A 24,924-nucleotide genomic window follows, 5' to 3' on the forward strand; every position below is an offset into this window, starting at 1 on the left:
AATAGTCGACAGTCACGCCAAGACGTCTACTCTAACGGCTTGCTTTTGAGAGATAAATGGCTAAAAATCACTTCATTTATTACATGCAGGAACAAACATGGCCCTGAACTCCCTGCAACTCGGCAGCATCGAGCAGTTCTGCAAAGCGGCTGAAACAGGCAGTTTCACGAGCGCGGCGACGATCCTCGGCGTCACGCCGGCAGCCGTAAGCCGCTCGATCAGCCGACTCGAAGAACGCCTCGGTGTGCGCCTGTTTTCGCGGACGACACGCAACGTCAAACTGACGACCGAGGGTGAGCTGTACTGGAAAGAGTGCCAACTGGCGCTTGACCAGATCGTCGAAGCGGAACGTGCCATCACGGGCGCGCAAGTGGTGCCGAGTGGACCACTGCGCATCAGTGTCAGCGCTGCGTACGGCACGTTTCGTCTGCTGCCCCTGATGCCGGCATTTACCGACGCCTATCCGCAAATCGATATCGAGGTCAGTATTTCAGACAAGATCATCGATTTTGTCGAAGAAGGCTTCGACCTCGCGATCCGCCTGGGGATGCCGCAGGATTCGCGCCTGGTCGCGGTGAAGCTCGAAGACGCCATGCTGGGTGTGTTCGCGACCCCGGCCTATCTGGCCAAAAAAGGCACGCCGCGCAGCATCGGCGAGCTCGATGCGCATGATTGCATTCAATATGTATCGCCGAATACCGGGCGCCCGTTGCAATGGCTGTTTACGGACGAGCAAGGACACGCCATCGAACAGCCGATCAAAAGCCGCATGCGTGTACTGAACGATGCATTGGGCTGCGTTGCGTGGGTCAATGCCGGCGGGGGCATTTATCAGACCTACCGGTTTGCGGCGATCGAAGCGGTCAAGCGTGGCGATCTCGTCGAAGTGCTTCAAGAATACGGGGGTCGCTGCCGCCCGTTTTCCATCCTGTATCCACAAAATCGCCACATATCGGCGCGCGTGCGTGCGTTCGTGGACTTTCTACGGTTGGCGGTAAGCGCTTGATATGTTTGGCAGGTACAAACGATGAGCCGGTCCGTAGTCTGCCTATAATGATTTGACGCCATTGTGGAACTTGAGCACTGCTATTTTTTCAGAGCTGTTCAGGTGACGCCTGTTTGATCCACCTTGTCAGGTCTTCAGTTTCGGGAGCGAACGTAATGACTTCACTCATGATGACTCCCAGATCGACTGCTTCATCGTGTTTTCCCCAATCGAACAAAAGATCCAACTGTTGCGACTGGTGTCGGATTGCAGAATACCAGCTCGACATCTTCTGCCACTCAACCCCGCCATAAACATCCGGTCTTGTTTCAAACGTGCTCTCACTTGACGGGGGGGTGTACCAATAAAACTTGCCCCGGTTCTGATTGCTTGCCAGACGCCAGTATGCTACGCCAAGGGGGCATCTTCGATGCATGTGACGAAGTAAAGTATCCTTCGCATCCTCTGCAAGAGCAAGAGCTTCTGCCGATCCTGTCGAAAGACTGCTGACTTTAACTTCAGTCTGGAACCGGACATACACAGCCGTTCCATCGAAACTCGTTCCCGCAAAGTAGAACCAGTTTCTTTCGAAACTCGGAGAAGGAGGGACATAAGAAAATCCGGACCAAGTTCTTTGCGGCCATCCTGCATCGTCGTAATCGCCATACATATCGCTGCCATCATTTCCACCGCCACGACAGTTCCAGTATTCGGAATTATTTGGATTTAATTGATTGCTTCGATTATCGGAGTCTGACTTTTTAGACATTGAGATTCCACTATTTATCAGCACAGGCATGCGCTACCAAAGAATCATACCGCAAGTCTGACGACCGAAAATTTCTCAAATAGTAGGGACTTGGTTGCCCTTATTGTCTGGCGTGATCACACGATCGAGACGGCGGCTGTGACCCATGGCTGGCGCTACCCAGGCACGGGACAGCAGGTCGATCCGCGCCTGTGGAAGCGCTGCTTGAGGTAGCCCGCCAGCGGCAGCGTCAGGACGACGTCGCCGATATTGTCGGTGCGGCAGATCAGGATGCGGCCAAAGGCCGATCTGCCGTCGGTCGGACGCGCGCTAGTACTCAACTGCGACGTCCTTCGCACCCAGCGACATCTCCAGCGCCGCCTTGAGCGTATCGGATGGCGCCACGCGCCAGTCGTCGCCCAGTTGCACGGTGAACGGAATATCCTGCGTCTGCAACCGCAGGCTCACTGGCATCCCGTCATGCACCCGGTGCGGCTGCAGGATCTCGGCCAGGCGCGCCGCGCTGACCGATTTATCCAGGTCCATCTCGAGCTTGTGGCCATACTGGATGCGCGCCGTGGCCAGGTCGAACACCTTTTCGGCCGTGATGCGCAGGCCGCCGTTGAAGCGGTCTTCGGACACCTTGCCGACCACGAGCAGGAATTCGTCTTCCTTGAAGGCGTTCTTGTTGGCTTCGAAGACTTCGCTGTAGACCGTCACCTCATGCACGGCGGTCTTGTCGTCCAGCGCCACGATCAGGATCTTGCCGCGCTGCGTCATCTGCGTGCGGATGCCCGAGATCACGCCGCACATCATGCGCGGGTCGCGCGACGGCTCCAGGTCTTTCATGCGCGTCTTGGCAAAGCGCCGCACTTCTTGCGCGTACGAGTCGAACATATGGCCCGACAGGTAGTAGCCCAGCGCGATCTTTTCTTCGGACAGCTTCTGGCGGTCGGTCCACGGCAGCGCCTTCACGTACTCGGGCGGCGCGACCAGGTCGGCATCGTCGCCGCCGAACAGGCTGACCTGATTGATGGCGGCCGCGGCCTGGCCGGCTGCTTCCATCGCGAACGACACCGACGCCAGCAGTACCGAGCGATCCACGCCGAACGCGTCCATTGCGCCAGCGCGGATCAGCGATTCGATCGTGCGGCGGTTGATCTGCTTGCGGTCGACCCGGTTGCAGAAGTCGAACAGGTCCTTGAACTTGCCGCCCGCCGTGCGCGCGGCGATGATCGCTTCAATCGCGCCCTGCCCCGCGCCCTTCACGCCGCCCAGGCCGTAGCGGATATTGGTGACCGGCTTGCCCGTTTTCGAGCGCGCCTCGCCCTCCGGCGTGAAGCGGAACTGCGATTCGTTGACGTCCGGCGGCAGGATCGTGAGCTTGCAGACCTCTTTTGAATCCTCGACCAGGATCTTGATCTTCTCGGTGTCTTCCATCGCCAGCGACATATTGGCTGCCATGAACGCGGCGGTGTGGTGCACCTTCAGGTACGCGGTGTGGTACGACAGCAGCGCGTAGGCGGCGGCATGCGACTTGTTGAAGCCGTAGCCCGCGAACTTTTCCATCAGGTCGAAGATCTCGTCGGCCTTGGCCGTGGTGAGGCCATCCTTGGCCGCACCGGCGCGGAAGATCTCGCGGTGCTCGGCCATTTCTTCGGCTTTTTTCTTGCCCATCGCGCGGCGCAGCATGTCGGCGCCGCCCAGCGAGTAGCCGCCGACGATCTGCGCCATCTGCATCACCTGCTCCTGGTAGACCATGATGCCGTAGGTCTCGGACAGGATCGACTCGGTGCGCGGATCCGGGTAATCGAACTTTTCGCCGTGCTTGCGCTTGCAGAAGTCGGGGATCAGGTCCATCGGGCCCGGACGGTACAGCGCGACGAGCGCGATGATGTCCTCGAAGCGGTCGGGCCGCGCATCCTTGAGCATGCCCTGCATGCCGCGCGACTCCAGCTGGAAGATCGCGACGGTCTTGGCGTCCGACAGCAGTTTGTACGACGCGCGGTCGTCCAGCGCCAGCTTGGCGAGATCGAATTCGCTCTCGGCCGGGTCGAGCTGCTTGATGTACTTGACCGCGCGGTCGAGGATCGTCAGCGTGGTCAGGCCCAAAAAGTCGAACTTGACCAGGCCCACGGCCTCCACGTCGTCCTTGTCGTACTGAGAGACCACGCCGGTATCGCCGCCAGCCGTGTAGAGCGGGCAGAAGTCGGTGAGTTTGCCCGGCGCGATCAGCACGCCACCGGCGTGCATGCCGATATTGCGCGTGATGCCTTCGACCTTCTGCGCCAGTTCGAGCAGCGTCTTGACCTCTTCTTCGTTCTCGAGGCGCTCCTTGAGCATCGGCTCTTCTTCGATTGCCTCGGCAATCGACACCTGCTTGCCCGGCTTGAACGGAATCAGCTTGGAGATGCCGTCGCAGAAGTTGTAGCCGAAATCGAGCACGCGGCCGACGTCGCGGATCGCGCCCTTGGCCGCCATCGTACCGAAGGTCGCGATCTGCGACACCGCATCGCGCCCGTACAGGTCTTTTACGTGCTGGATGACGAGTTCGCGCTTTTCCTGGCAAAAGTCGATGTCGAAGTCGGGCATCGATACGCGTTCGGGATTCAGGAAACGCTCGAACAGCAGGTTGTACTTGAGCGGATCGAGGTCGGTGATCTTGAGCGCATACGCCACCAGCGAGCCCGCACCCGAACCGCGACCCGGGCCGATCGGCACGTCGTTGTTCTTGCCCCACTGGATGAACTCGGCCACGATCAGGAAGTAGCCGGGGAACTTCATGTTGATGATCGTCTGGTTCTCGAAGTCCAGGCGCGCTTCGTAGCGCGGGCGTTCGCGTTCACGCTCGGCCTCGTTCGGGTACAGCTGCAGCAGGCGGTCTTCCAGGCCTTTTTTGGTCTCGGCGATCAAAAATTCATCGATCGTCATGCCCGGGGTCGGGAAGTTCGGCAGCTGCGGCTTGCCCAGCGTGAGCGTGACGTTGCAGCGCTTGGCGATTTCAACGGAGTTGGCCAGCGCGCCCGGCAAGTCCCTGAACAGCTCGGCCATCTCGGCCTGGGACTTGAAGCACATATTCTCGTTGAAGCGGCGCACGCGCTTGGCGTTGGCCAGCATCTCGCCCTCGGCGATACAGACGCGTGCTTCGTGGGCAATGTATTCGTCCTTGTCGAGGAACTGCACAGGATGCGTCGCCACGACGGGCAAGCCGAGGCGCCCGGCCAGCGCCACCGAATGGCGCACCTGCTGCTCCTGATTGAGCTGGCCGGCGCGCTGGATCTCGATATAGAAGTGGCCCGGGAACACGCGCGCCCAGCGCGCGGCGTTGGCTTCGGCGCGGGCGATGTCGCCGTTCTCGATGGCCTGGCCGATGTCACCGAAGTGCGCGCCCGACAGCACGATCAGGCCATTGGCCTGCGACTGCTCGGGGTTGAGCGTGGACGTGGACGTGGCCAGCGCTTCGAGCCATTCGGCGCGCAGTTCGGCGCGGCCCTTGTGCTGGTTGGTGAGCCAGGCACGCGCCAGCAGGTCGCACAGCTGCAGGTAGCCGGTGTGATTCTTGGCAAGGATCAGCAGGCGGTGCGGCTTGTCGCGGTTGTCGTCGTTGGTGATCCAGGCATCGACCCCGACGATCGGCTTGACGCCCTTGCCGCGCGCCTCTTTATAGAAGCGCACGAGACAAAAGGTATTGGCCAGATCGGTCACGGCCAGCGCCGGCTGCCCATCCTTGACCGCCGCCTTGACCAGCTCGTCAATACGGACCAGGCCGTCGACGATGGAGTATTCGGAGTGGATGCGCAGATGGGTGAAGGTGGGGGAAGTCATCCCCGTATTTTACCTTGCCGGACCGGTGCGCTGCAGGCATCACCCCGGCCACGGATCGTGAACTGGAAATGGCTGACCAAAAAAGAAACAACCCCGCAGGCGCGTGCATGCGGGGTTGTTCAGATCATGCCTGCCCTGGCCGCAAGCGCGACCGGGCGGGGCAGAATCAGGCGCGCTTGCGGCGCACGATGCTGCCCATGCCTGCCAGTGCCAGGCCCATCAGCGCCAGGGTGCCTGGCTCCGGAACTTCGTTCACATTCAGCTGGTTCACCGAAACTGCCAGGCCCTTGTCAATGGTGTTGGTACGAATGCCGACCGTGTTGAACGACGTCAGGGACGACTTGCCATAGGTCGTTGCATCAGGGTTGAGGAACTTGCTCATTTCGTTTTCGGTCGGGTTCAACCATGCATCGAAACTGTCGTAGGTGTCGCCGTTCTTGCCGCTCTTGTACAGATGGCCGAACACGTGATACGACGTGCCTGCTTCCAGAGCACTGCCGGCAAGGAACTCGCCGCCCACGCCGCTGGTACGAATGTACAGGTCATTGGTGCAGCTGCTGACAGCGCTGTCGAGCGAGCCGCAATTGGCCTTGAAGCCGATGCTTGGTCCTTCGTAGGCCTTGGCATTGCCAGCGTTACCGAACCATACGCCCAGATAATCGTTGTTGTCGACCGTGCCCGTGTACGAGAACTTGAAATCGATCACGATGGCGCCGGACTGGCTTTCGCCCAGCGAGTAGACAGCAGCCGTATTGGAATTGGTGGTGAACGTGCCGTTCTTGTTACTGATCAGGTTACCGTCGGTGGAAACAGGCGCTGCAGCAGCAAAACCGGTGGCAAGGGCCAGAGTAAGGAAAGCGATAGGACGAATCATCAAGTGTCTCATTCAAGGTGGATGGAATTGAATGACAGTTAAGCAATTGTTATGCCACATGCAAACTATTCTTACTAATCAATGACTTGAAGGTAATCTTTTGTAAACTAACGTTGCCTATGTAAAAATTTTCGACACGGATTAATTCTCTAAGTAAATATTATTTTTATGTGATTCATCATTTTTAGTGTCAAGGCGCAACTGACGAGGCTACCCGGCAGCACGGGGTGATGCTGCCTTATAATCATGCTCTGTTCCCTACCCCTGCCGACGACTTCCAGACCGGCATTTTTCCGCCACCATGAATTCCCCCTGCTTTATCTTGCGCCCGGCAAGCCTGCCAGCGTGCCGCTTCCGATGACGTATAACGGCGCCACCCTGCTTGACGTGCTGACCACCACGCCGCACGCCACCGCGACGCGGACAGCCGACGGCTGCGCCCTTGTCGTACTGCCGCCTGCCATGCCGCCGACCGTTGCGGTACCGGGCGCGGCGCCCGACGGTCAGCGCAAGGCAGCGCCCCATTTGAGGCGCATGCTGGTCACACCGCTCATGCTGACGGCGCGCATGGTCCTGCGCCGGCCCTACATCAGGCGGCTCGCGCTGCAGTTGCTCAAGCGTTCGCCGCTGCTGTACCGGCGCGCCTACGCGATGATGATGACAACGGGCAGCGTCGCCGCGCCGGTCCAGCCTGACCCGGACCATGTCGCTGCGCTGTCGCCGCGCGCCAACGCCATCCTGCGCGGCCTGCGCACGCTTGACGGCAGTGCGCCACGACCGCACGGCGGCAAGCCGCGCCTGGCGTTTGTCACGCCACTGCCGCCCGAACGCACCGGCGTGGCAAGTTATGCCGTCGAACTGCTGACCGAGCTGTCGGCACATGCCGACATCGAGCTGATCATGGCGCAGGACACGGTCACATTGCCGCCAGCCCTGGCCGGCCTGCCGCTGCGCAGCAGCGCCTGGTTCGCCGAGCACGGCGCCGGCTATGACCAGGTGCTCTACCAGATCGGCAACAGCCCCTACCACAGTCATATGTTCGCCCTGCTCGAACGCCATCCCGGCGTCGTGGTGCTGCACGATTTTTTCATTGGCGGCGTGCTCGCGCAGGCGCAGATGAGCGGCGCCGCGCCGCAGGCCTGGTCCGAAGCACTGTTCGTGTCGCACGGCTACAGCGCCGTGCACGCAACCGAAACCCCGGCCGGCCGGGTCCAGGCACACAAGGACTGGCCCTGCAGCCTGCCAGTGCTCGCCAACGCGACCCGCGTGATTGTTCATTCGCGCCACGCCCGGCAGCTGGCCGCCGACTGGTTCGGCGAGCGCGCCACGCGCCATATCGACGTCATCCCGCATCCGCGCACGCCGCCTGCCAGCGTCGACCGCGCCGCGGCCCGCGCCATGCTGGGCATCGCCCCCGACTGCTTCCTGGTCTGCAGCTTCGGATTCATTGCACCCCACAAGCTGACCCACGAACTGCTGCGCGCCTGGATCGGCAGCACGCTGCATGCGGACCGTGCCTGCACGCTCGTGCTGGTCGGGGCGAACCACGACAGCCCGTACGGTGTCGAGGTCGAAGCGCTGATTCGCGGTGCGGGCGCCGGCGCCCGGATCCGGATTGCCGGCTGGACCGACGAGGCGGTCTATCGCCAGTATCTGCAGGCCGCCGATGTCGGCGTCCAGTTGCGCAGCGAGGCCAAGGGTGAAAGTTCGGGCGCGGTCCTCGACTGCCTGAACTACGGCCTGTCGACGATTGTCAACGCCAACGGTTCGATGGCCGAATTCCCGGCCGATACTGTCTGGCGCCTGCCCGACATCGTCGACGTTGCCGAATTAAGCACCGCGCTCGAGACCCTGCGCGCTGACCCGGCACGCCGCAGCGCCCTGCGCGCCCGCGCGGTGGCGCTGCTCGATGCCGCGTTTCGCCCCGCCGCCTGCGCGCAGCTGTACCTCGCCACGCTCGCGCATGCACGCGCAGAAACCGCCACGCGGGATGCGGCGTGGCGCACGGCGCTGGCGCACGATGGCGCGGACCATCAGCCACCCGACACTGCGCTGCCGGCTCTGGCGGCGGCGCTGGCGGCGAATGAACACGGTGTACGGCGCCAGTTGCTGGTCGACGTCAGCGACTGGGCTGCCCCCGGCGCCACCCCCGATGCACTGGCTGCCGGCGAGCTGCGCGAACTGCTCGGGCAAGTGCGGCCCGACCTGCGCGTCGAGCCGGTGTACCTCGAGCACACCGGGGGTGCGCCGCGCTACCGGCAGGCGCGCAACGCAGTCGGCCGCCTGCTGGGCCTTGGCTGGCTGGCCCAGGCCGAGCCCGTGGTGGACATGCATGCCGGCGACATCTATTACGCAAGGGCCGCCTCGCCGGCTGTCGCGGCAGCGCGCGATGCCGGTCTGCTGGCGGCCTGGCGCGCCCGCGGCGTGACCGTGGCCCTCGCCGTGCATACGGCGGCGGATGCCGCTGCCGCGCAAGGCATGGACGCCGACCGCCTGCTATGCGGCTCGGCCGCGCTTGCACAGGCGCTGGCAGTGCCGCCCACTGGCGCTGCCGCCACCACCGGCGATGCGATTGGACGCACGTCCAAGCGCTTATAATACGGGCTGAACGAAATCGATTTTCTTGGCAATCATGCAAACCACACCCCACCAGGCGCCCGTCACGACGGACGCCGTCGATGTCCAGGCCGGCGCCGGCCGCTACGTCAATATCGCCGCCTACAAATTCATCACCTTCGATGATACCGAGGCCATGCGTCCGCGTTTTCAGGCCGTGTGCCAGGAGCGCAAGCTGCGCGGCACCATCCTGCTCACGCCGGAAGGCATCAACATGTTCCTGTCGGGCCTTCCGGCCGACATCGATGCCTACCTGGCCTGGCTGCGCGCCGACCCGCGCTTTGCCGACATCGACGTCAAGTACAGCTATTCCGAAGAGCAGTCGCACAAACGCATGCTGGTCAAGATCAAGAACGAGATCATCACCATGCGCATGCCGCTGATCAAGCCCGAGCTTGGCCGCGCACCATCGGTAGACCCGCGCACGCTCAAGCGCTGGCTCGATCAGGGCCATGACGATGCCGGCAAGCCGGTCGTGATGGTCGAGACGCGCAATGATTTCGAGGTCGACGTTGGCACCTTCGACAACACGGTCGACTACCGCATCGCCAAGTTCACCGAATTCCCGGACGTGATCGCCGCCCACAAGGAAGACTTCGCCGGCAAGACCGTGGTCACCTTCTGCACCGGCGGCATCCGCTGCGAAAAAGCGGCCATCCACATGCAGAACATCGGCTACGACAACGTGTATCAGTTAGAGGGCGGGATCCTGAAGTATTTCGAGGACGTGGGCGGCGCCCATTACACGGGCGACTGCTTCGTGTTCGATTACCGTACGGCGCTCAACCCCAGACTCGAACCCACCGTCACCACGCAATGCTTCGCCTGCCGCGCCGTCGTCACGCCGCGCGAGCAGTTGTCGCCGCAGTATGTGTATGGGGTGGCGTGTCCGCATTGCGCCGATACGGCGCCGGCCGCATGACGGTCGGGCGCGGCCGTGCCTGGGCACGGCAATTGGCAAAGGCCGCCGCGCTGCGTGCAATCACCTTCGTCGTGGCGCGCCCGCGCCTCGACGACTTTCTGCGCCGCCAGATTTACCGCTTCCCGGGCCTGGCCGGACGCGTGCGCGGCGCCGTTGCGCTGTCGCGCCGCGCGGATTGGCAAAGCCTGCCGATCCTGCTCTCCGACGAAGCCGAGCTGACCGACAGCGCGCGCCAGGTGCTGGCCGACCTGCGCCGCGCGCTTGACCACGAACCAACCCCGTAAGGCCCCATGCGCATCATCCTCGACCTGCAGGCATGCCAGGCGTCCAGCATGCATCGCGGTATTGGCCGCTATTCGATGGCGCTGGCGCTGGCAATGGCGCGTAACAGCGCCGGGCACGAACTTCGTCTTGTCCTCAACGAAGATTATCCCGACAGCGTTGCCAGCATCAGGCAAGCCTTTGACGGCCTGGTGCCGGCGTCGCACATCCACACCTTCGTGACACCCGTGCCGGCAGGCGAAGTCGATGCGCGCAACGCATGGCGCGTGCACGCCGCTGAACGCATTCGCGCACACTACCTGGCGGGCCTGCGCCCGGACGTCGTGCATATCGCAAGCCTGTTCGAAGGGCTGGGCGACAACGTCATCGCGTCGGTGCCTGCTACGGGTAACAGCTTCGACACCGCCGTCACCTTGTACGACCTGATACCGCTGATGCGCAAGGAGCGCTATCTGGGCGACCCGAACATGGCGGCATGGTATTACCGCAAGCTGGAGAGCATGAAGAGGGCCGACCTGCTGCTCGCCATTTCAGGCTCGGCACGCCAGGAAGGCATCGACCTGCTGCAGCTGCCGCCCGAGCGCGTCGTCAATATCTCATCGGCAGTCGACCCGATCTTCCGCCCGCGCGTGCTGGCGCCCGATGAACGCGCTGACCTTCTGGCCCGCCATGGGGTAAAGCGCGACTTCATCATGTACACGGGCGGCATCGACTACCGCAAGAATATCGAAGGCCTCATCGAAGCCTACGCAAAGCTGCCGCCCCAGCTGCGCCACCAATACCAACTGGCCGTGGTCTGCAGCATCCGGGACCCCGATCGCTTCCGCCTCGAGCGGCTCGCGGCAAAGTCCGGACTCGCAAAGGACGATCTGGTACTGACCGGCTACGTGTCCGACGACGACCTGATCTCGCTGTACAACTGCACCGCGCTGTTCGTGTTCCCTTCGCTGCACGAGGGCTTCGGCCTGCCGGCGCTGGAGGCCATGGCCTGCGGCGCGCCCGTGATCGGCTCGAACAACAGCAGCATCCCGGAAGTGATCGGCCGTGCCGATGCGATGTTCGATCCCACCAGCGTCGATGCCATCAGCGCCAGCATGGCGCAAGTACTGCTCGATCCGGCGCGCGGGACGGCGCTGCGGGAACAGGGCCTGGCGCAGGCCAGCTGCTTCTCGTGGGACGTCTGCGCGCAGCGCGCCATTGAGGCGTTCGAGGAAACGCATGGGCGTCGCAGCGCGGCAAAGCGCACGACCGTCGCGTTCGCCCCCGTCTCTTCAGAACGCAAGCCACGCCTGGCGTATGTCTCGCCGCTGCCACCGGTCCGCTCGGGCATTGCCGGCTACAGTGCCGATTTGTTGCCGGCCTTGTCGCAGCACTACGATATCGAACTGATCCTGGCACAGGACAGCGTTGACGATCCGGCCCTGGGAACCTTCCCGCAGCACGACAGCGCCTGGTTCGATGCCAATGCGCATACATTCGACCGCATCGTCTATCAGTTCGGCAATTCAGCCTTCCACGCCCACATGTTCGGCTTGCTGGAACGCCATCCCGGCATGGTCGTGCTGCACGATTTCTACCTGAGCGGCGTGATCAGCCATGCTGAACCAGACCACCACTTGCCCAATCATTACTGCCGCTCGCTCTACCTGGCGCACGGCTACGGCGCGCTGGCAGAAGAAAAGCAAGGGGAGCGCGCGGCTTCCGTCATGGCCTATCCATGCAACAAGCAGGTGCTCGACCGCGCCACTGGCGTGATCGTGCATTCGCACCATGCGGTCGACCTGGCCAGGCACTGGTATGGACCGGATTACGCCGCAAGCTGGCGCGTGCTGCCACTGGTGCGCCTGCCGCCTCGCACGGACACGGCCGACCGGGCGCAGGTGCGCGCACAACTCGGCTTCGCTGCCGACGACGTCATCACGTGCTCGTTCGGCATTCTGTCGGCGCCGAAATGCAATGACAGACTGGTGAAGGCCTGGATCGACAGCGCCCTCGCCCACGATCCGCGCTGCCATCTGGTGTTCGTCGGCGAGATCGCGCCCGGCCGCTTCGGCATCGCGCTGCGTGACCTGATCGCCAGCCACCCACGCATCCACGTCACCGGGTATGCCAGTACGACGCAGTACCAGGACTATCTGGCGGCAGCCGACATGGCGGTGCAGTTACGCGCCAACTCACGCGGCGAAACCTCGGGCGCCGTACTCGACTGCCTCTCGTACGGTGTGCCGACCATTGTCAATGCCCATGGCGCGGCAGCGGAAGTGCCCGCACATGCGTGCGTGCGCCTGGACGACGCATTCACCCAGGATGCGCTGCGCGGTGCGCTGGAAGCGCTGCACGGCGACCCCGTACTGCGCGCCCGCCTCTCCCGTGCCGGCGCCGCATACATGCAAGCGACCCATTCGCGCGAACACTGCGCCGCGCTGTACCGGGATGCCATCGAAGCGTGCATGCGCGACGGCGCACCGGCTGCCGAACAAGCGCTGATCGCGTCGATTGCCGCCATTGATGCCAAGGTTGCAGATCCGGATCTGCTGCAGGCGGCGGCGGCGATTGCCACGAATCGGGCATGCGGCAGCACCCGGCAAATTCTCGTGGACATCGACGCGTTTGCGCTGGTGGACGGCGCAGCGCAGCGCGAACGGGACGTCCTCATGGCGATGATCAGTCAGGCGCCGGAAGGATGGCGTGTCGAACCCGTGCGCCGCGATGGTACGGGCTACCGGTATGCGCGGCGTTACACGCTCGATTTGATCGGACGTGCCGATTTGCAGCTCGAGGACGCTGTGGTGGATGCGAAACCGGGGGACGTGTTCCTGTCACTGGGTAGCGATACAGCACGCGCGATAGCGATACCCCCACGCTGGATCGCACGGGGCGTGCAGGATCGCTGTCTTGCATTCGATGGCGCCATGATGCCCATGAATCTGAAGGAACGCTTGCTGGCCGCGCTGGTATAACGGCTCAAGCGGCCGTGTCACCCTGTTTGAACACCCAGTACTTGCTCAACAAGTACCCGTTGACAGCAACAAATGGCAGCGACACCAGTTTTCCGATGATTGGCTGTTGAAATAGCGCGACCGCTACGGCAACGAAACCAAGCGTCATCAGGTAATTGAGTGCGACGACACAGAGAAACCGCATCAGTTTGGCGAAGGTGCTGACATTGTTGAAAGTCACCTTCGCATGAAAAGCATAATTCACGCATAGTCCGGCGGCGAATCCTGCCGACGCAGCAAGCAGTGGATCAACCCCTTTGAATACAAGAATTTGCAACAGACCAATATCAATCAGTGCAGTGAGTACCCCGCCGGCCACATATACCAGAAATTGCGGACTGGCCAGCGTCATTCGGGACATGGCAGGCGCCAGGCGCGGGTCTTCTTGTGCAGTGGCCGCTTGGGCACGCTGGCAATATCATTGGCCAGGAATGCGAGAATCAATTGCATGCCCATCAGTAGCGGGACTGCTGCCAGCATGACTGTGCCAGCCGGCGTTTCGACGCCCGCGTGTGCCGAAGACACCCAGTGCACGGCACCATACACAGCCCCCAGCACGAACAAAATAATTCCCGCAGGCAACTCAATCGAAGCAAGCGACATATTACGCAAATAATAGTTGTAGAAAATCCGTTTTCCGAAATTACGAACATGCTTGACCATGAATTCGGTAACAATTTTCGAAATCTTCAGATTACTTACTTCATCCCCGTAGCTAGCGTCCATTGGCACGTCCACAACCACTGCCTGCAAGGTGTTTAGCCGAAACAACATGTCAGTTTCAAAGAAATAGCGACGGCTGATTTTATTGAACGGCAAATGTTTTGCTGCATCAGCGTGAATGGCAGTGAAGCCATTGGTGGGATCAAACAGGTCCCAATACCCCGAAGACAATTTCGTCATCAGCGACAATACTGCATTGCCAAACAGCCGCATTGGCGGCATTGCACCGATTTGTTCAAGGTCGAAAAACCTGTTGCCCTTCGTATAGTCAGCCTCGCCGCGCAAGATCGGCGTGACGAACAGCGGAATCAAGCGCGCATCCATTTGCCCGTCACCATCGACCTTGACAATAATGCTCATGCCATCGGCGATGGCAGCCCGGTATCCGGTCATGACGGCACCGCCAACTCCCTGGTTCTGCTCGTGCTCGATCACGGTCACCCGAGCATCGACACAGGAACTGCGAACCAGCGCACCCGACCCATCCGGGCACTTGTCGTCAACCACGTAGATGCGTGACACTTCAGCGCCGATGCCGGCGATGACGCCCAAAATATGCCGGGTGACACGGTAGCTCGGAATGACTACTGCGATACCACTCTGATGAATCGTGCTCATGTGTATGCTTAACAAGGGAAGGTACTATTATTGCTCGAAGACAGCCGAAATGCCAGTCAATGAAGGACCAGAGCATATCGAACAGCATGATCGCGGACCCTGGCCCACCGACGCAACACTCAGCTGACGCCATAGGCGGCGCCATGCTTCTTTCCCCTCAGAGGGCGGTCCGTTCGAATTATCGCGATGTTATAATTATTGATTACGTCATACCCTGACTGGCGCTGCGCCTGACCTTTCGCAACGACAGCAGATCGACGCGCGGCTTCCCAGCCGCTACCCCACTGATGCCAATATGACCAGTTTCCACTTTCTCCATGCCGCATCCGTTGTTGATGTGACTACTCAACAACAACCGCAAAAAACATGATCTCTTTATCAATGTTTGCCAGCGTTTGGCGCTACCGCGGGTTCATTGGGGGCAGCGTCAAGCGCGAATTCCAGATCAAGTACCGCAATTCGCTGCTCGGTGCAGCCTGGACAATCCTGAGCCCCTTGTCGATGATCCTGGTCTACACCATGATTTTTTCGCAAGTGATGGGCACCCGATTACCTGGCACCAGCAGTACATTTGCCTACAGTATTTACCTGTGTGCCGGGGTCCTGACTTGGGGCTTGTTTGCCGAGATCACAACGCGCAGCCAGACGGTGTTTCTTGAAAATGCGAGCCTGATCAAAAAGCTCCAGTTTCCACGTCTGTGCCTGCCCGTCATTGTTGTTCTCAACGCGGCGATCAACTTCGCCATCATCTTCGGCCTGTTCAGCATATTCCTGGCGATCTCGTCCAACTTCCCAGGCTGGATTTACCTCGCTGTCTTTCCAGTGCTGGCGGTGCAAATCATCCTGTCGATCGGGATCGGGATGATTCTGGGCGTACTCAACGTTTTTTTCCGGGACGTCGGCCAGTTTTTTACGATTCTTCTGCAATTCTGGTTCTGGTTCACGCCGGTTGTCTATCCTGTGGCCGCGTTGCCTCCTGGCGTACGCGAGTGGCTGGTCTGGAATCCGATGGCGGGTGTAATCGGGGCATATCAAAGCATTCTGGTGCATGCTCAGGCTCCCGACTGGAGCTCGCTGATCCCGGCGATTCTGGTGGGCGTGGCCTGCTGCGCAATCGGCTTGCAACTATTCCGCAAACGAGCAGGTGAAATGGTGGACGAACTCTGATGGGCAGCATTCGCGTCAACAAGCTAGGCAAAGCCTACAAGCAGTACGACAACCGCTGGAGCCGTTTGGCCGAGTGGGTCCTTCCGGGCAGCAAGATTCGCCATCGCCTGAAATGGGTCCTGCAGGACATCAGCTTCCAGCTCGCCGCGGGTGAAGCCGTTGGCATCATCGGCATGAACGGCGCTGGCAAGAGCACCTTGCTGAAGATGATCACAGGGACATCCCATCCAACCACAGGCAGCGTCATCATGACCGGCCGTATCGCGGCACTGCTCGAATTGGGCATGGGTTTCCACCCCGATTTCACCGGACGGCAAAACGCCTATATGGCTGGCCAGTTGATCGGGCTGGGGGTCGATGAAATTACGGCACTGATGCCTGCGATCGAGTCGTTTGCTGATATCGGCGAATATATCGACCAACCAGTCCGTGTTTATTCTTCCGGCATGCAAATGCGCCTGGCCTTCAGCGTGGCTACTGCAAAGCGGCCGGACATCCTGATTGTCGACGAGGCACTCTCGGTTGGCGATGCCTACTTCCAGCACAAGAGCTTTGATCGCATCCGCGAGTTCCAGAAATTGGGAACGACCCTGCTTATCGTCAGCCACGACCGTGCGGCAATCCAGTCGATCTGCGACCGTGCCATCCTCCTGGACCATGGCGGCATTGCCAAGCAGGGCTCGCCCGAGGAAGTGATGGACTATTACAACGCGATCATCGCCGACCGCGAAAACTCGAGCCTCGATCAGGTTGTCACCGCCGAAGGGCGGGTACAGACTACGTCAGGCACGGGCGAGGCAACCGTAACAGAGATCGTGCTGGAAGACGAACAGGGCAATCCGCTCGAAGTGGTCAATGTCGGCACCCAGGTAACGCTGCGCATTCGCGTGAAGCTGAATGCCGATGTCCCGCGTCTCGTGCTCGGTTATATGATCAAGGACCGCCTTGGCCAGCAGATGTTTGGCACCAACACGCACCACATGGAAGCCCCTCTCGAGAGCCTCAAAGCAGGCGATACGGTTGAATATGCTTTTAATTTCCCGCTCAACATGGGCCCGGGCAGCTATTCGATCACGACGGCCCTGACCAGCAGCGATACGCATCTGGCCCACAACTACGAGTGGCGCGACCTCGCGTTCCTGTTCATCGTCATGAACATGAACAGGAAAGTCTTCGTCGGCACCAGCTGGCTCGAACCCACTGTTGAGATCACCAGATGAGCGATTCGTTTTACCGGGCATTTGAAGACCGTCATCGCGGCTCGCGCGAGCTGATCAAATCGCGCCTTGCAGCCTACCTGCCTTTCCTGGTGCCATTGACAACATCACGCACGCCTACGGCCCTCGATCTGGGCTGTGGCCGCGGCGAGTGGCTCGAGCTGCTGGGTGAATCGGGTTTCGTGGCGTCCGGTGTGGATCTGGACGAAGGCATGCTGGAAGCTTGCCGCGACCGTGGCCTCAACGTGAAGACCGAGGATGCCATCACCGCCCTGCGCGCCCAGCCGGATGCCAGTCTTGCACTGATCTCGGCCTTCCACCTGGTTGAGCACATCCCGTTCGACTCTGTACAGGAACTGATTTCGCAAGCCCTGCGTGCATTGGAGCCAGGCGGCATCCTGATCATGGAAACGCCGAATCCAGAGAACCTCGTAGTGGCTACCTCTGGCTTCTATATGGATCCGTCCCATCTGCGGCCGATCCCGCCGATGCTGCTTGAATTCGTGGTTGAGTTTGCAGGGTTCGCACGTCAACGCATCGTCCGGTTGCAAGAATCGCCCCAGCTGCATCAAGCCACTCATCTCGATCTGATGAATGTGCTCAACGGCGCCAGCCCGGACTACAGCGTCGTGGCACAGAAAGCAGCCGAGCTTATAGTCAGCGCGCCTTTCGACCCTGCCTTTACGGCCTCGTACGGTCTGGACCTTGCCACCCTCGCCCAACGTTATCAGGCGCAGCAGGATGCACTGCGCAGCCAAAGCCAGGCCGGATTGGCTCAGATCACGGAACGAATTGCCGCAGCAGAATTGAGCGCAAGCGGGCTGTTCCAAAGGACACTCGAAACAATTAGCGAAGCACAGGCTGCCACCAGGCAAGCGCAGTCCGAACTGAACAACACGCAACAGCGGGAGCGTGCGCTCGAAGCGGCTGTTCATGCACAAGCGCTGAAGGACGCGGAAACCCGCGCTGCCGCTTACCTGAGTCAGGCTCAGGAGGCAAGTGCTCGCGCCATGGCGGCAGAGGAACTTGCGCGCGAGGCAAACCGCCTTAGGGCCGAACAGGAAGCCAGCGCTCACGCGATGGTTGCAGAGGAACTTGCGCGTGAGGCAACACGACTTCGAGCTGAACAGGAAGCTAGTGTTCACGCCATTAATAAGTTAGAAGAACTTACGCGCGAGGTAAACAGCCTTCGAGCCGAACAGGGAACAGTTCATGAGCGCCATGCATCAGAGATCCGCCAACTGATCGACGAGCATGCGCGGCAAACAGCGATAGCGCATGAGCGACTTACGTCTACCGCCTCGAGCGAGACCGAGGAACTGAAGCGCTATGCCGAAAATACCGAACAATCGCGTGCGGCAGCTGAAGCCCATGCACAGCACCTGCAGTGGCGTCTCAACGAGATGACCGTGCGCCTGATGGCGACCGAACAGCATATATCCGATGTGTTGGCAAGCTCGTCATGGCGAGTAACCCGCCCTATGCGCGTAGCGATGACGTTGCTGCGTCGGCCGTTAGGCAAGGCTGATGTTCAGCGCATGGTCGAGAAACGCAGCAAGGCACGCCCAGGCAATCTGGTCGTGCCGCTACTGCGCGTTGTGACAGGCACCCCTGCGACACGTGCATTCGCTTTGCGCACGCTGGCCCATTTCCCGCGACTTGAACGACGGCTGCGCGCACTTGCGCAACCGATTCCCGAGGCCGTAGCGCCGGCACCGACACTGCCGGCCTCGGCCGAAGCTCTGTTGCAGCCGGGACAGTCGGCAGTAACGCCCCCACCAAATATCTCGCGCTCGGCACAGAATATCCTGGCCCAGTTGCAGCGCCGCATCGATGCCGGCGACCATACGGAAACCTGACCGATGCGCCTCGTACTAGACCTTCAGGCCTGCCAGGCCAGTAATCGCTCGCGCGGCATCGGCCGCTATGCCATGTCGCTGGCCATTCACATCGCACGGCTGGCCAGCGGTCCCGGCCGTAGCCATGATGTGCGTATTGTTCTCAACAGCCGGTTTCCCGACAGTGTTGAAGCGATACGACATGCCTTCGACGGTCTTGTGCCACGCGAACACATCCGTGTATTTGACGTGCCGTCCAACGTCGCAGGGGCGGATCCGGCAAATGACTGGCGCATGCAGGCCTCCGAGCGCATGCGTGAACACTATCTCGCCGATCTGCAGCCTGATGTCGTTCACGTAGCCAGTCTGTTCGAAGGGTGGGGAGACGATGCCGTCAGCTCGATTGGCAACGGACCGGCTGGTGCAGGCGTGAGTGCCGTGACGCTTTACGACCTGATTCCACTGATACGGGCGCAAAACTATCTGTCCAACGATCGCATGCGTGACTGGTATTACCGCAAGTTGCAGTCGCTCAAGAGTGCCGACTTGCTCCTTGCGATTTCCGGCTACAGTCGCGATGAGGCGATCGGTGCCTTGCACATGCCTGCTGAGCGCGTGATTAATATTTCTTCTGCAATCGACTCGACGTTCGGGCCGCGCACACTGACTGCTGACGACGCAGGCGCCATGCGCCAGCGCTACGGCCTGACGCGCCCATTCCTGATGTATACAGGTGGTATCGATTTTCGTAAGAATATCGAAGGCCTCATCGAAGCCTTCGCCAGACTGCCTGGGCCGGTGCGCAAAGCGCATCAATTGGCCGTCGTGTGCAATGTCGGCGATGCTGACCGCCAACGCCTCACGGCGCTCGCAGCGCGCTGCGGCCTGCGCGGCGATACACTGGTATTGACTGGCTACGTACCGGACGAGGATCTGGTATCACTCTACAATCTCGCAACCGCATTCGTATTTCCATCGCTACACGAAGGCTTCGGCCTGCCGGCGCTTGAGGCGATGGCATGCGGCACCCCGGTAATCGGTTCGGATGCGAGCAGTATTCCTGAAGTCATCGGGCGTGCCGATGCGCTCTTTGATCCGACAGACACGGCTGCCATGAGTGCGAAAATCGAACAGGTGCTGGTCGATGACGCCATGCGCGCCAGCTTGCGTAGCCATGGCCTGGCCCAGGCACGGCAATTTTCGTGGGATGCCAGCGCCGAGCGCGCGCTCACCGGATTCGAGCAGTTGCATGCCAGCCGCGCCGTACATGTGCCATTGGTGCCGGGGGCACACCTGGCTGGCACACCGGCACGTCCGCGCCTGGCTTTCTTGTCGCCACTGCCGCCTGACAAATCGGGTATCGCCGACTACAGTGCCGATCTGATTGCCGAACTGATCAGCGATTACGATATCGATGTCATTGTCCAGTCAACGGTGATCGACCCATGGGTCCAGGCCAATTGCCGAATCCGGTCAATCGACTGGTTTGAACGACATGGCGATAGTTTTGACCGGATCATTTACCATTTCGGCAATTCCGCTTTCCATGAACACATGTTCGGGCTCTTGGCACGGTTCCCGGGTGTCGTTGTCCTGCACGACTTTTTCCTCAGCGGGATCATCAACCATCTCGACTATATCGGACTGGCACGAAACGCCCTCGTGCACGCGTTGTACGACTCCCATGGCTACGCCGCCCTGATTGCCGACCAGCGCACGGGCCGGATGGCGTCGATCTGGGGTTATCCATCGAACCACCAGGTTTTGAACGACGCCGCAGGCGTGATCGTGCACTCGCGCTTTGCGCAGGAGCTGGCGCAGTCGTGGTACGGTCCCGAGGCAGGCAAGGACTGGGTGATCATGCCTTTCCCGCGCGCGCTCGGTCAGCCCGACCGCCAGGGCGCGCGCAAGCGCCTGGGACTCGACGATGATGTATTCGTCACCTGCACTTTCGGCCTGCTCGGCCCCACCAAGCTCAACGACAGATTGCTCGATGCATGGCTGCAGTCGCCCATGGCGGACGATCCGCGGTGCCGACTGGTTTTCGTGGGCCAGAACGATCCGGGACCCTACGGTCAGGCATTCAGCCAATCCATCGAAAAGAGTGGCCGTGCGAAGCAGATCACGATCACTGGCTTCGCTTCACGCGAAGTCTATCTCGACTATCTTTCCGCTGCGGACTCGGCGGTTCAGTTGCGCGGCAAGTCGCGTGGAGAAACATCGGCTGCGATCATGGATTGCCTCGCGTTCGGCGTCCCGACCGTCATCAATGCCAATGGGTCTGCCGCAGAATTGCCTGACACTGCGCTGCTGAAAATCGACGATGAATTCACTCAGTCGATGCTATGCGATGCGCTCAGTCTGCTTTACAAGGAACCGGGCCGCGCGCGCGAGTATTCAGGGCAGGCCCGAACCTACCTCGCCAGCCAGCACGATCCTTACCGCGTCGGCCGCAAGTACCGAGATGCAATCGAGCAGTTTTGTATGAGCAGCCCGGCAGCCAATCGCCGCAGACTACTGCAAGGCATTGCCCAAATCGACACACGCGTTGCGCCGGCGATCGAAGATTGGACGGGCATTGCACGCAGCGTCGCGCTCAACCTGGCGCCGCCATTCGGGCCGCGTCAGCTATTGGTCGACGTATCGGAACTTGTCCAGCGCGATTCCAAATCGGGCATTCAGCGTGTTGTGCGCAATGTCCTCGAAGCCTTGCTCAACGAACCGCCAGCAGGCTATCGGGTCGAGCCGGTGTATGAATCCGGAGGGCAGTACTGGTATGCCCGCCGCTTCGCGTGCGAGATCCTTGGTCTTACCGATATTCCCTTGCAGGACAGCTTGCTGGAAACGTTCCAGGGCGATCGTTATCTGGGGCTTGACCTGTTGCCGCATATCGTTCCGCAAAATGCTGCGCTCTACACCGGGTTGAAAAACCGTGGGGTCGAAGTGTTCTTTGTCGTCTACGATTTACTGCCAATTTTGCGCCCCGACTTTTTCTTTGCGCAAGCTGATGAGATATTCGGGCAATGGCTCAAGACAGTCACATCCGTGGCCGACGGGGTAATCTGCATTTCGCGTGCGGTGGCCGATGAGCTGTGCGGCTGGGTTGAAAAAAATGCGCCTGCCCGCCACGCGTCTCTCAAGGTCGATTATTTCCATCTTGGCGCAGATATTCGTCCGCTTGCCAGCACCGCAGCCGACAGTGATGCCGATACCGTGCCAGCCGCAATGAGCAATGCAGCCAGCATTCTGATGGTCGGCACGCTCGAACCGCGCAAGGGCCATGCACAAGCCCTCGATGCCTTCGAAATTCTTTGGCAACAGGGCAGTTCTGCCAATCTTGTTATCGTCGGGAAAGCCGGCTGGATGGTCGATTCGCTGATCGAGCGCTTGCGTTCGCATCCTGAGAATGGACGACGGCTGTTCTGGCTCGAAAGTGCAAGCGATGCCGCTCTGGTCAAAATATATGCAGCTGCGTCAGCCCTGTTGGCAGCCTCGGAAGGGGAAGGTTTCGGCCTGCCATTGATCGAGGCGGCACAGTACGGCATACCAATCATCGCGCGCGACCTGCCAGTGTTCCTGGAAGTGGCTGGAGACCATGCCTTCTATTTCAATGGCAGCACACCGCAAGCACTCGCCTTGCGGTTGAACGAGTGGTTTGAACTGCATACCAATGGCGGAGCGCCATCCTCGGCAAGCATGCCTTGGCTGACCTGGCGCGCTAGCGCAAAGCAACTTATTGACGTCATATCGCTCGCTGACTGGTATCGCTCAGTTTGAAATTGACCCGTAACAGAATTATCCGGCAGCCTATCTAACCATTTCCAAATGATGACCAGCAAACAAAACCTTGTGTTAAGTACAAACGAAATGGGCCGGAAAAATCGTATTTTTATCTGTTTCACAGTAATGTTGCTGGTCATTGGCTGGTTATACCGACTGCAGATCTTAAACGGCTTCACGATTCTGGCTGGCGACCGGTATGACGGAGTTATCTCCACCACGATTCTTGAGCATTGGTATAACGTTTTTCGTGGCCAGTCAAATTGGGCTGAAGTTGGCTACTTTCATCCATATACCCGTGTAATCGCGCAAACCGACGCTTACTTCATACTCGGGGTGTTGTATACGCCGTTTCGTCTTCTGGGGTTTGACCAGTTTATCTCGGCCGAACTTGTTAACATGATCATGAAAGCAATAGGCTTTATCGCGGCCTATGTCATGTGCCGGCGGGTCTTCGCTTTTTCTTTTTATGGAGCTCTTCTCGCGGCAGCTCTGTTCACGCTGTCGAACGGGATGACTGTACATAGTTCGCGTTCCCAGCTAAGCACTGTCGCCCTCGCTCCGGTAATGGTAATTCTGTTCTGGCATGCCTATCATGCGATGATTTCAGATCAGGTACGCAGGCTGCGAAAATACGGAATTCTCAGTGCATTACTATTCGGCGCCTGGTGCCTGACCTGTTTCTATGCAGCGTGGTTCTTCTCTTTCTTCATGCTCGTGCTCCTGATCGTAGCAGCGGTTCGAGGTGGGCGCTCAGGATTGATTATCGCCTGGGGACATATATCCAGGCATTATCTTTCCCTAGTCTTGATTCTCACAGTCACACTGCTGGCAATGGTGCCGTTCTTGTATGCATATTTACCAAAGGCACAGGAATCGGGCGTTCGAAATTATAGCGAAGCATTGATGTATGCAGTACCTTTAGAAAATGTTTTGCAAGTAGGGAATGAAAATCTTTATCTAGGCAAATTGTATAACGACGTACTCCTTGACATTCAGCCTGACTACAAGCCACAGCACGAGTATTACAACACAGGCTTTGCCATTGTCCTGTTTGGACTATTTCTTCTGGGCGCATTTCATATCTATCGTCACCGGCGCGAGAATCGAATGTTTCTGCTGGTCTGCATTATGTTTGCATCGCTGATTTCCTGGATGCTGACGCTGAAATGGCATGGCTATAGCCTTTGGTATCTACCGTTCCACTTCATTCCTGGCGGGCGAGCACTGCGCGTCGTAGCGGCTTACCATATCTTCGTTGCCCTGCCAATCATTGTGATTGCAGTGCGTTATTTGACGAGCCTCAAGCTTCCCCGGCTGGTCGTGATGATTATTGCTGCCGTCCTGATTGTCGAAGAATTCAATACGCCAGGCCTTGGCCTGGACCGCAAGGCCGAGCTCGCTCGCATTGATGTGCCAGTAAATCCACCTGCGGCATGCAAAGTCTTCTATACGTCTGCGTGGGACAACCAGAATACTCTTGCAGGTCCCGCCGACATTTACGCACACAATGTCAGTGCAATGCTCATCGCCCAGCAGCTTTCCATGCCAACGGTAAATGGCGTGGCCTCGTTCCAGCCGCCGGATTGGGACTTTGCCAAGCCTCAAAAACCCGATTACGATGCGCGCGTGGCCTCCTACGCGAGTAAACATCAACTTACGGGCCTTTGCAAATTCGACCTCGATGACAAAACGTGGAGTGTCGTTCCGCAAACTGCCATCCGACGCGCGCCGCGGGATATCAACTTTTTCAAGAAGAGCGAATGGACTGGCGGAATTTCGGAAATAAGTGGAATGTCCGGGGAAGAAGCTTGGGGCGCATGGTCAAATGATGACGTCGTGCAAATGGAATTTACCGAGCCGTTACCAAGCCGTTTTGAACTGCACATTTCAGCTCAGGCCTTTGCGCATAACATCGGCAAGCCGTTTCTGATTAGTTTCGGTAAAAAAGCAGCCAACGACATCATCGAATCTGCCGCTTCTGGACAATTGATTTTGAATGCCGACCCTGAGTCGCGCGTCATCACAATCGATAACCCCGGCAAGGAAAGCACTATTTCGATCAGGGTCCCCCAACCAGTATCACCAGCCGAGCTGGGCGCTACCGATACTCGACGCTTGGGGATTGGCATTCACGCGCTGACCATCGAACCGGTCAACGCAAAAATAACCACCACTAAATAATTTTTTGGTGTCTCGGCAAGCGGTTTTTCGGATGAAAACCGCTTCCGCGGCGCGTGAGCTTGGCATCCGGAGAAATCCGGATGATGGGTCACCACATCCAGACAGTGCCTCGGGCGGGATGTTATAGCGGTAAAGCCCTACTGCGA

General features: G+C 59.7%; 16 protein-coding genes. 10 read left to right on the forward strand and 6 right to left on the reverse strand.

What is annotated here, in order from left to right:
* The first annotated feature begins 97 nt into the window (after positions 1-97).
* Entirely contained in the window at positions 98-1,006 is a 909-nt protein-coding gene (locus NX775_RS08195; protein ID WP_258835550.1) for a LysR family transcriptional regulator, read from the forward strand.
* An 88-nt stretch (positions 1,007-1,094) separates the two neighbouring features.
* Here NX775_RS08195 and NX775_RS08200 read toward each other — a convergent pair whose 3' ends face one another.
* From NX775_RS08200 to NX775_RS24050, 4 genes are all read right to left on the reverse strand, one after another.
* Positions 1,095-1,754 carry a hypothetical protein gene (locus NX775_RS08200; protein ID WP_258835551.1) on the reverse strand — a complete coding sequence of 220 codons (660 nt, stop codon included), beginning with the start codon at positions 1,752-1,754 and terminating at the stop codon, positions 1,095-1,097.
* A 155-nt stretch (positions 1,755-1,909) separates the two neighbouring features.
* A complete protein-coding gene (locus NX775_RS08205; protein WP_258835552.1) occupies positions 1,910-2,074 on the reverse strand; it encodes a hypothetical protein in 165 nt (54 codons plus the stop codon).
* Positions 2,064-5,558, reverse strand: a complete 3,495-nt coding sequence (gene dnaE / locus NX775_RS08210; protein WP_258835553.1) for a DNA polymerase III subunit alpha — start codon at positions 5,556-5,558, stop codon at positions 2,064-2,066. The genes NX775_RS08205 and dnaE overlap by 11 nt, the downstream gene beginning before the upstream one ends.
* A 166-nt stretch (positions 5,559-5,724) precedes the next feature.
* A complete protein-coding gene (locus NX775_RS24050) occupies positions 5,725-6,432 on the reverse strand; it encodes a PEP-CTERM sorting domain-containing protein (protein ID WP_307732147.1) in 708 nt (235 codons plus the stop codon).
* A 357-nt stretch (positions 6,433-6,789) separates the two neighbouring features.
* Here NX775_RS24050 and NX775_RS08220 point away from each other — a divergent pair, with 357 nt between their 5' ends.
* From NX775_RS08220 to NX775_RS08235, 4 genes are read left to right on the forward strand one after another with little or no spacing between them, the layout of a single operon-like run.
* Positions 6,790-9,030, forward strand: coding sequence for a glycosyltransferase family 4 protein (locus tag NX775_RS08220; protein WP_258835554.1), 2,241 nt, complete (start codon positions 6,790-6,792; stop codon positions 9,028-9,030).
* A gap of 34 nt (positions 9,031-9,064) precedes the next feature.
* The gene (locus NX775_RS08225; protein ID WP_258835555.1) at positions 9,065-9,970 is read left to right on the forward strand and encodes a sulfurtransferase; all 906 of its coding nucleotides are present in this window, start codon (positions 9,065-9,067) and stop codon (positions 9,968-9,970) included.
* Complete coding sequence (locus NX775_RS08230; RefSeq protein WP_258835556.1) at positions 9,967-10,254, forward strand: hypothetical protein; 288 nt, start codon at positions 9,967-9,969, stop codon at positions 10,252-10,254. The genes NX775_RS08225 and NX775_RS08230 overlap by 4 nt, the downstream gene beginning before the upstream one ends.
* Positions 10,255-10,260: 6 nt before the next feature.
* Positions 10,261-13,212, forward strand: a complete 2,952-nt coding sequence (locus NX775_RS08235; RefSeq protein WP_258835557.1) for a glycosyltransferase — start codon at positions 10,261-10,263, stop codon at positions 13,210-13,212.
* A gap of 4 nt (positions 13,213-13,216) precedes the next feature.
* Here NX775_RS08235 and NX775_RS08240 read toward each other — a convergent pair whose 3' ends face one another.
* Together NX775_RS08240 and NX775_RS08245 are read right to left on the reverse strand one after the other, a co-directional pair.
* Entirely contained in the window at positions 13,217-13,612 is a 396-nt protein-coding gene (locus NX775_RS08240; protein WP_258835558.1) for a GtrA family protein, read from the reverse strand.
* Positions 13,600-14,592, reverse strand: coding sequence for a glycosyltransferase family 2 protein (locus tag NX775_RS08245; protein ID WP_258835559.1), 993 nt, complete (start codon positions 14,590-14,592; stop codon positions 13,600-13,602). Before NX775_RS08245 ends, NX775_RS08240 begins: the two co-directional genes overlap by 13 nt.
* 366 nt (positions 14,593-14,958) lie before the next feature.
* Here NX775_RS08245 and NX775_RS08250 point away from each other — a divergent pair, with 366 nt between their 5' ends.
* Genes NX775_RS08250 through NX775_RS08270 form a run of 5 tightly spaced genes read left to right on the forward strand, consistent with a single transcriptional unit; the run spans position 14,959 to position 24,778 of the window.
* Positions 14,959-15,759 (forward strand): ABC transporter permease, encoded by an 801-nt coding sequence (locus tag NX775_RS08250; RefSeq protein ID WP_307732148.1) that lies wholly within the window; start codon positions 14,959-14,961, stop codon positions 15,757-15,759.
* Positions 15,759-16,979 (forward strand): ABC transporter ATP-binding protein, encoded by a 1,221-nt coding sequence (locus NX775_RS08255; RefSeq protein ID WP_258835560.1) that lies wholly within the window; start codon positions 15,759-15,761, stop codon positions 16,977-16,979. The genes NX775_RS08250 and NX775_RS08255 overlap by 1 nt, the downstream gene beginning before the upstream one ends.
* Positions 16,976-18,835, forward strand: coding sequence for a methyltransferase domain-containing protein (locus NX775_RS08260; RefSeq protein WP_258835561.1), 1,860 nt, complete (start codon positions 16,976-16,978; stop codon positions 18,833-18,835). The genes NX775_RS08255 and NX775_RS08260 overlap by 4 nt, the downstream gene beginning before the upstream one ends.
* A 3-nt stretch (positions 18,836-18,838) precedes the next feature.
* The gene (locus tag NX775_RS08265; RefSeq protein WP_258835562.1) at positions 18,839-22,591 is read left to right on the forward strand and encodes a glycosyltransferase; all 3,753 of its coding nucleotides are present in this window, start codon (positions 18,839-18,841) and stop codon (positions 22,589-22,591) included.
* A gap of 48 nt (positions 22,592-22,639) precedes the next feature.
* Entirely contained in the window at positions 22,640-24,778 is a 2,139-nt protein-coding gene (locus NX775_RS08270) for a DUF7024 domain-containing protein (protein WP_258835563.1), read from the forward strand.
* Positions 24,779-24,924 lie beyond the last annotated feature (146 nt).

It is taken from the genome of Massilia aurea, from assembly GCF_024753205.1.
In the GTDB taxonomy this organism is placed as follows: Bacteria; Pseudomonadota; Gammaproteobacteria; order Burkholderiales; family Burkholderiaceae_D; genus Telluria; species Telluria aurea.

Coding starts and splice junctions, on each gene's coding strand:
- NX775_RS08225 (WP_258835555.1), top strand. CDS start 9,065: ATGCAAACCACACCCCACCAGGCGCCCGTCACGACGGACGCCGTCGAT.
- NX775_RS08260 (WP_258835561.1), top strand. CDS start 16,976: ATGAGCGATTCGTTTTACCGGGCATTTGAAGACCGTCATCGCGGCTCG.
- NX775_RS08235 (WP_258835557.1), top strand. CDS start 10,261: ATGCGCATCATCCTCGACCTGCAGGCATGCCAGGCGTCCAGCATGCAT.
- NX775_RS08245 (WP_258835559.1), bottom strand. CDS start 14,592: ATGAGCACGATTCATCAGAGTGGTATCGCAGTAGTCATTCCGAGCTAC.
- NX775_RS08195 (WP_258835550.1), top strand. CDS start 98: ATGGCCCTGAACTCCCTGCAACTCGGCAGCATCGAGCAGTTCTGCAAA.
- NX775_RS08200 (WP_258835551.1), bottom strand. CDS start 1,754: ATGTCTAAAAAGTCAGACTCCGATAATCGAAGCAATCAATTAAATCCA.
- NX775_RS08240 (WP_258835558.1), bottom strand. CDS start 13,612: ATGTCCCGAATGACGCTGGCCAGTCCGCAATTTCTGGTATATGTGGCC.
- NX775_RS08220 (WP_258835554.1), top strand. CDS start 6,790: ATGACGTATAACGGCGCCACCCTGCTTGACGTGCTGACCACCACGCCG.
- NX775_RS08250 (WP_307732148.1), top strand. CDS start 14,959: ATGATCTCTTTATCAATGTTTGCCAGCGTTTGGCGCTACCGCGGGTTC.
- NX775_RS08265 (WP_258835562.1), top strand. CDS start 18,839: ATGCGCCTCGTACTAGACCTTCAGGCCTGCCAGGCCAGTAATCGCTCG.
- NX775_RS08270 (WP_258835563.1), top strand. CDS start 22,640: ATGATGACCAGCAAACAAAACCTTGTGTTAAGTACAAACGAAATGGGC.
- NX775_RS08230 (WP_258835556.1), top strand. CDS start 9,967: ATGACGGTCGGGCGCGGCCGTGCCTGGGCACGGCAATTGGCAAAGGCC.
- NX775_RS24050 (WP_307732147.1), bottom strand. CDS start 6,432: ATGATTCGTCCTATCGCTTTCCTTACTCTGGCCCTTGCCACCGGTTTT.
- dnaE (WP_258835553.1), bottom strand. CDS start 5,558: ATGACTTCCCCCACCTTCACCCATCTGCGCATCCACTCCGAATACTCC.
- NX775_RS08255 (WP_258835560.1), top strand. CDS start 15,759: ATGGGCAGCATTCGCGTCAACAAGCTAGGCAAAGCCTACAAGCAGTAC.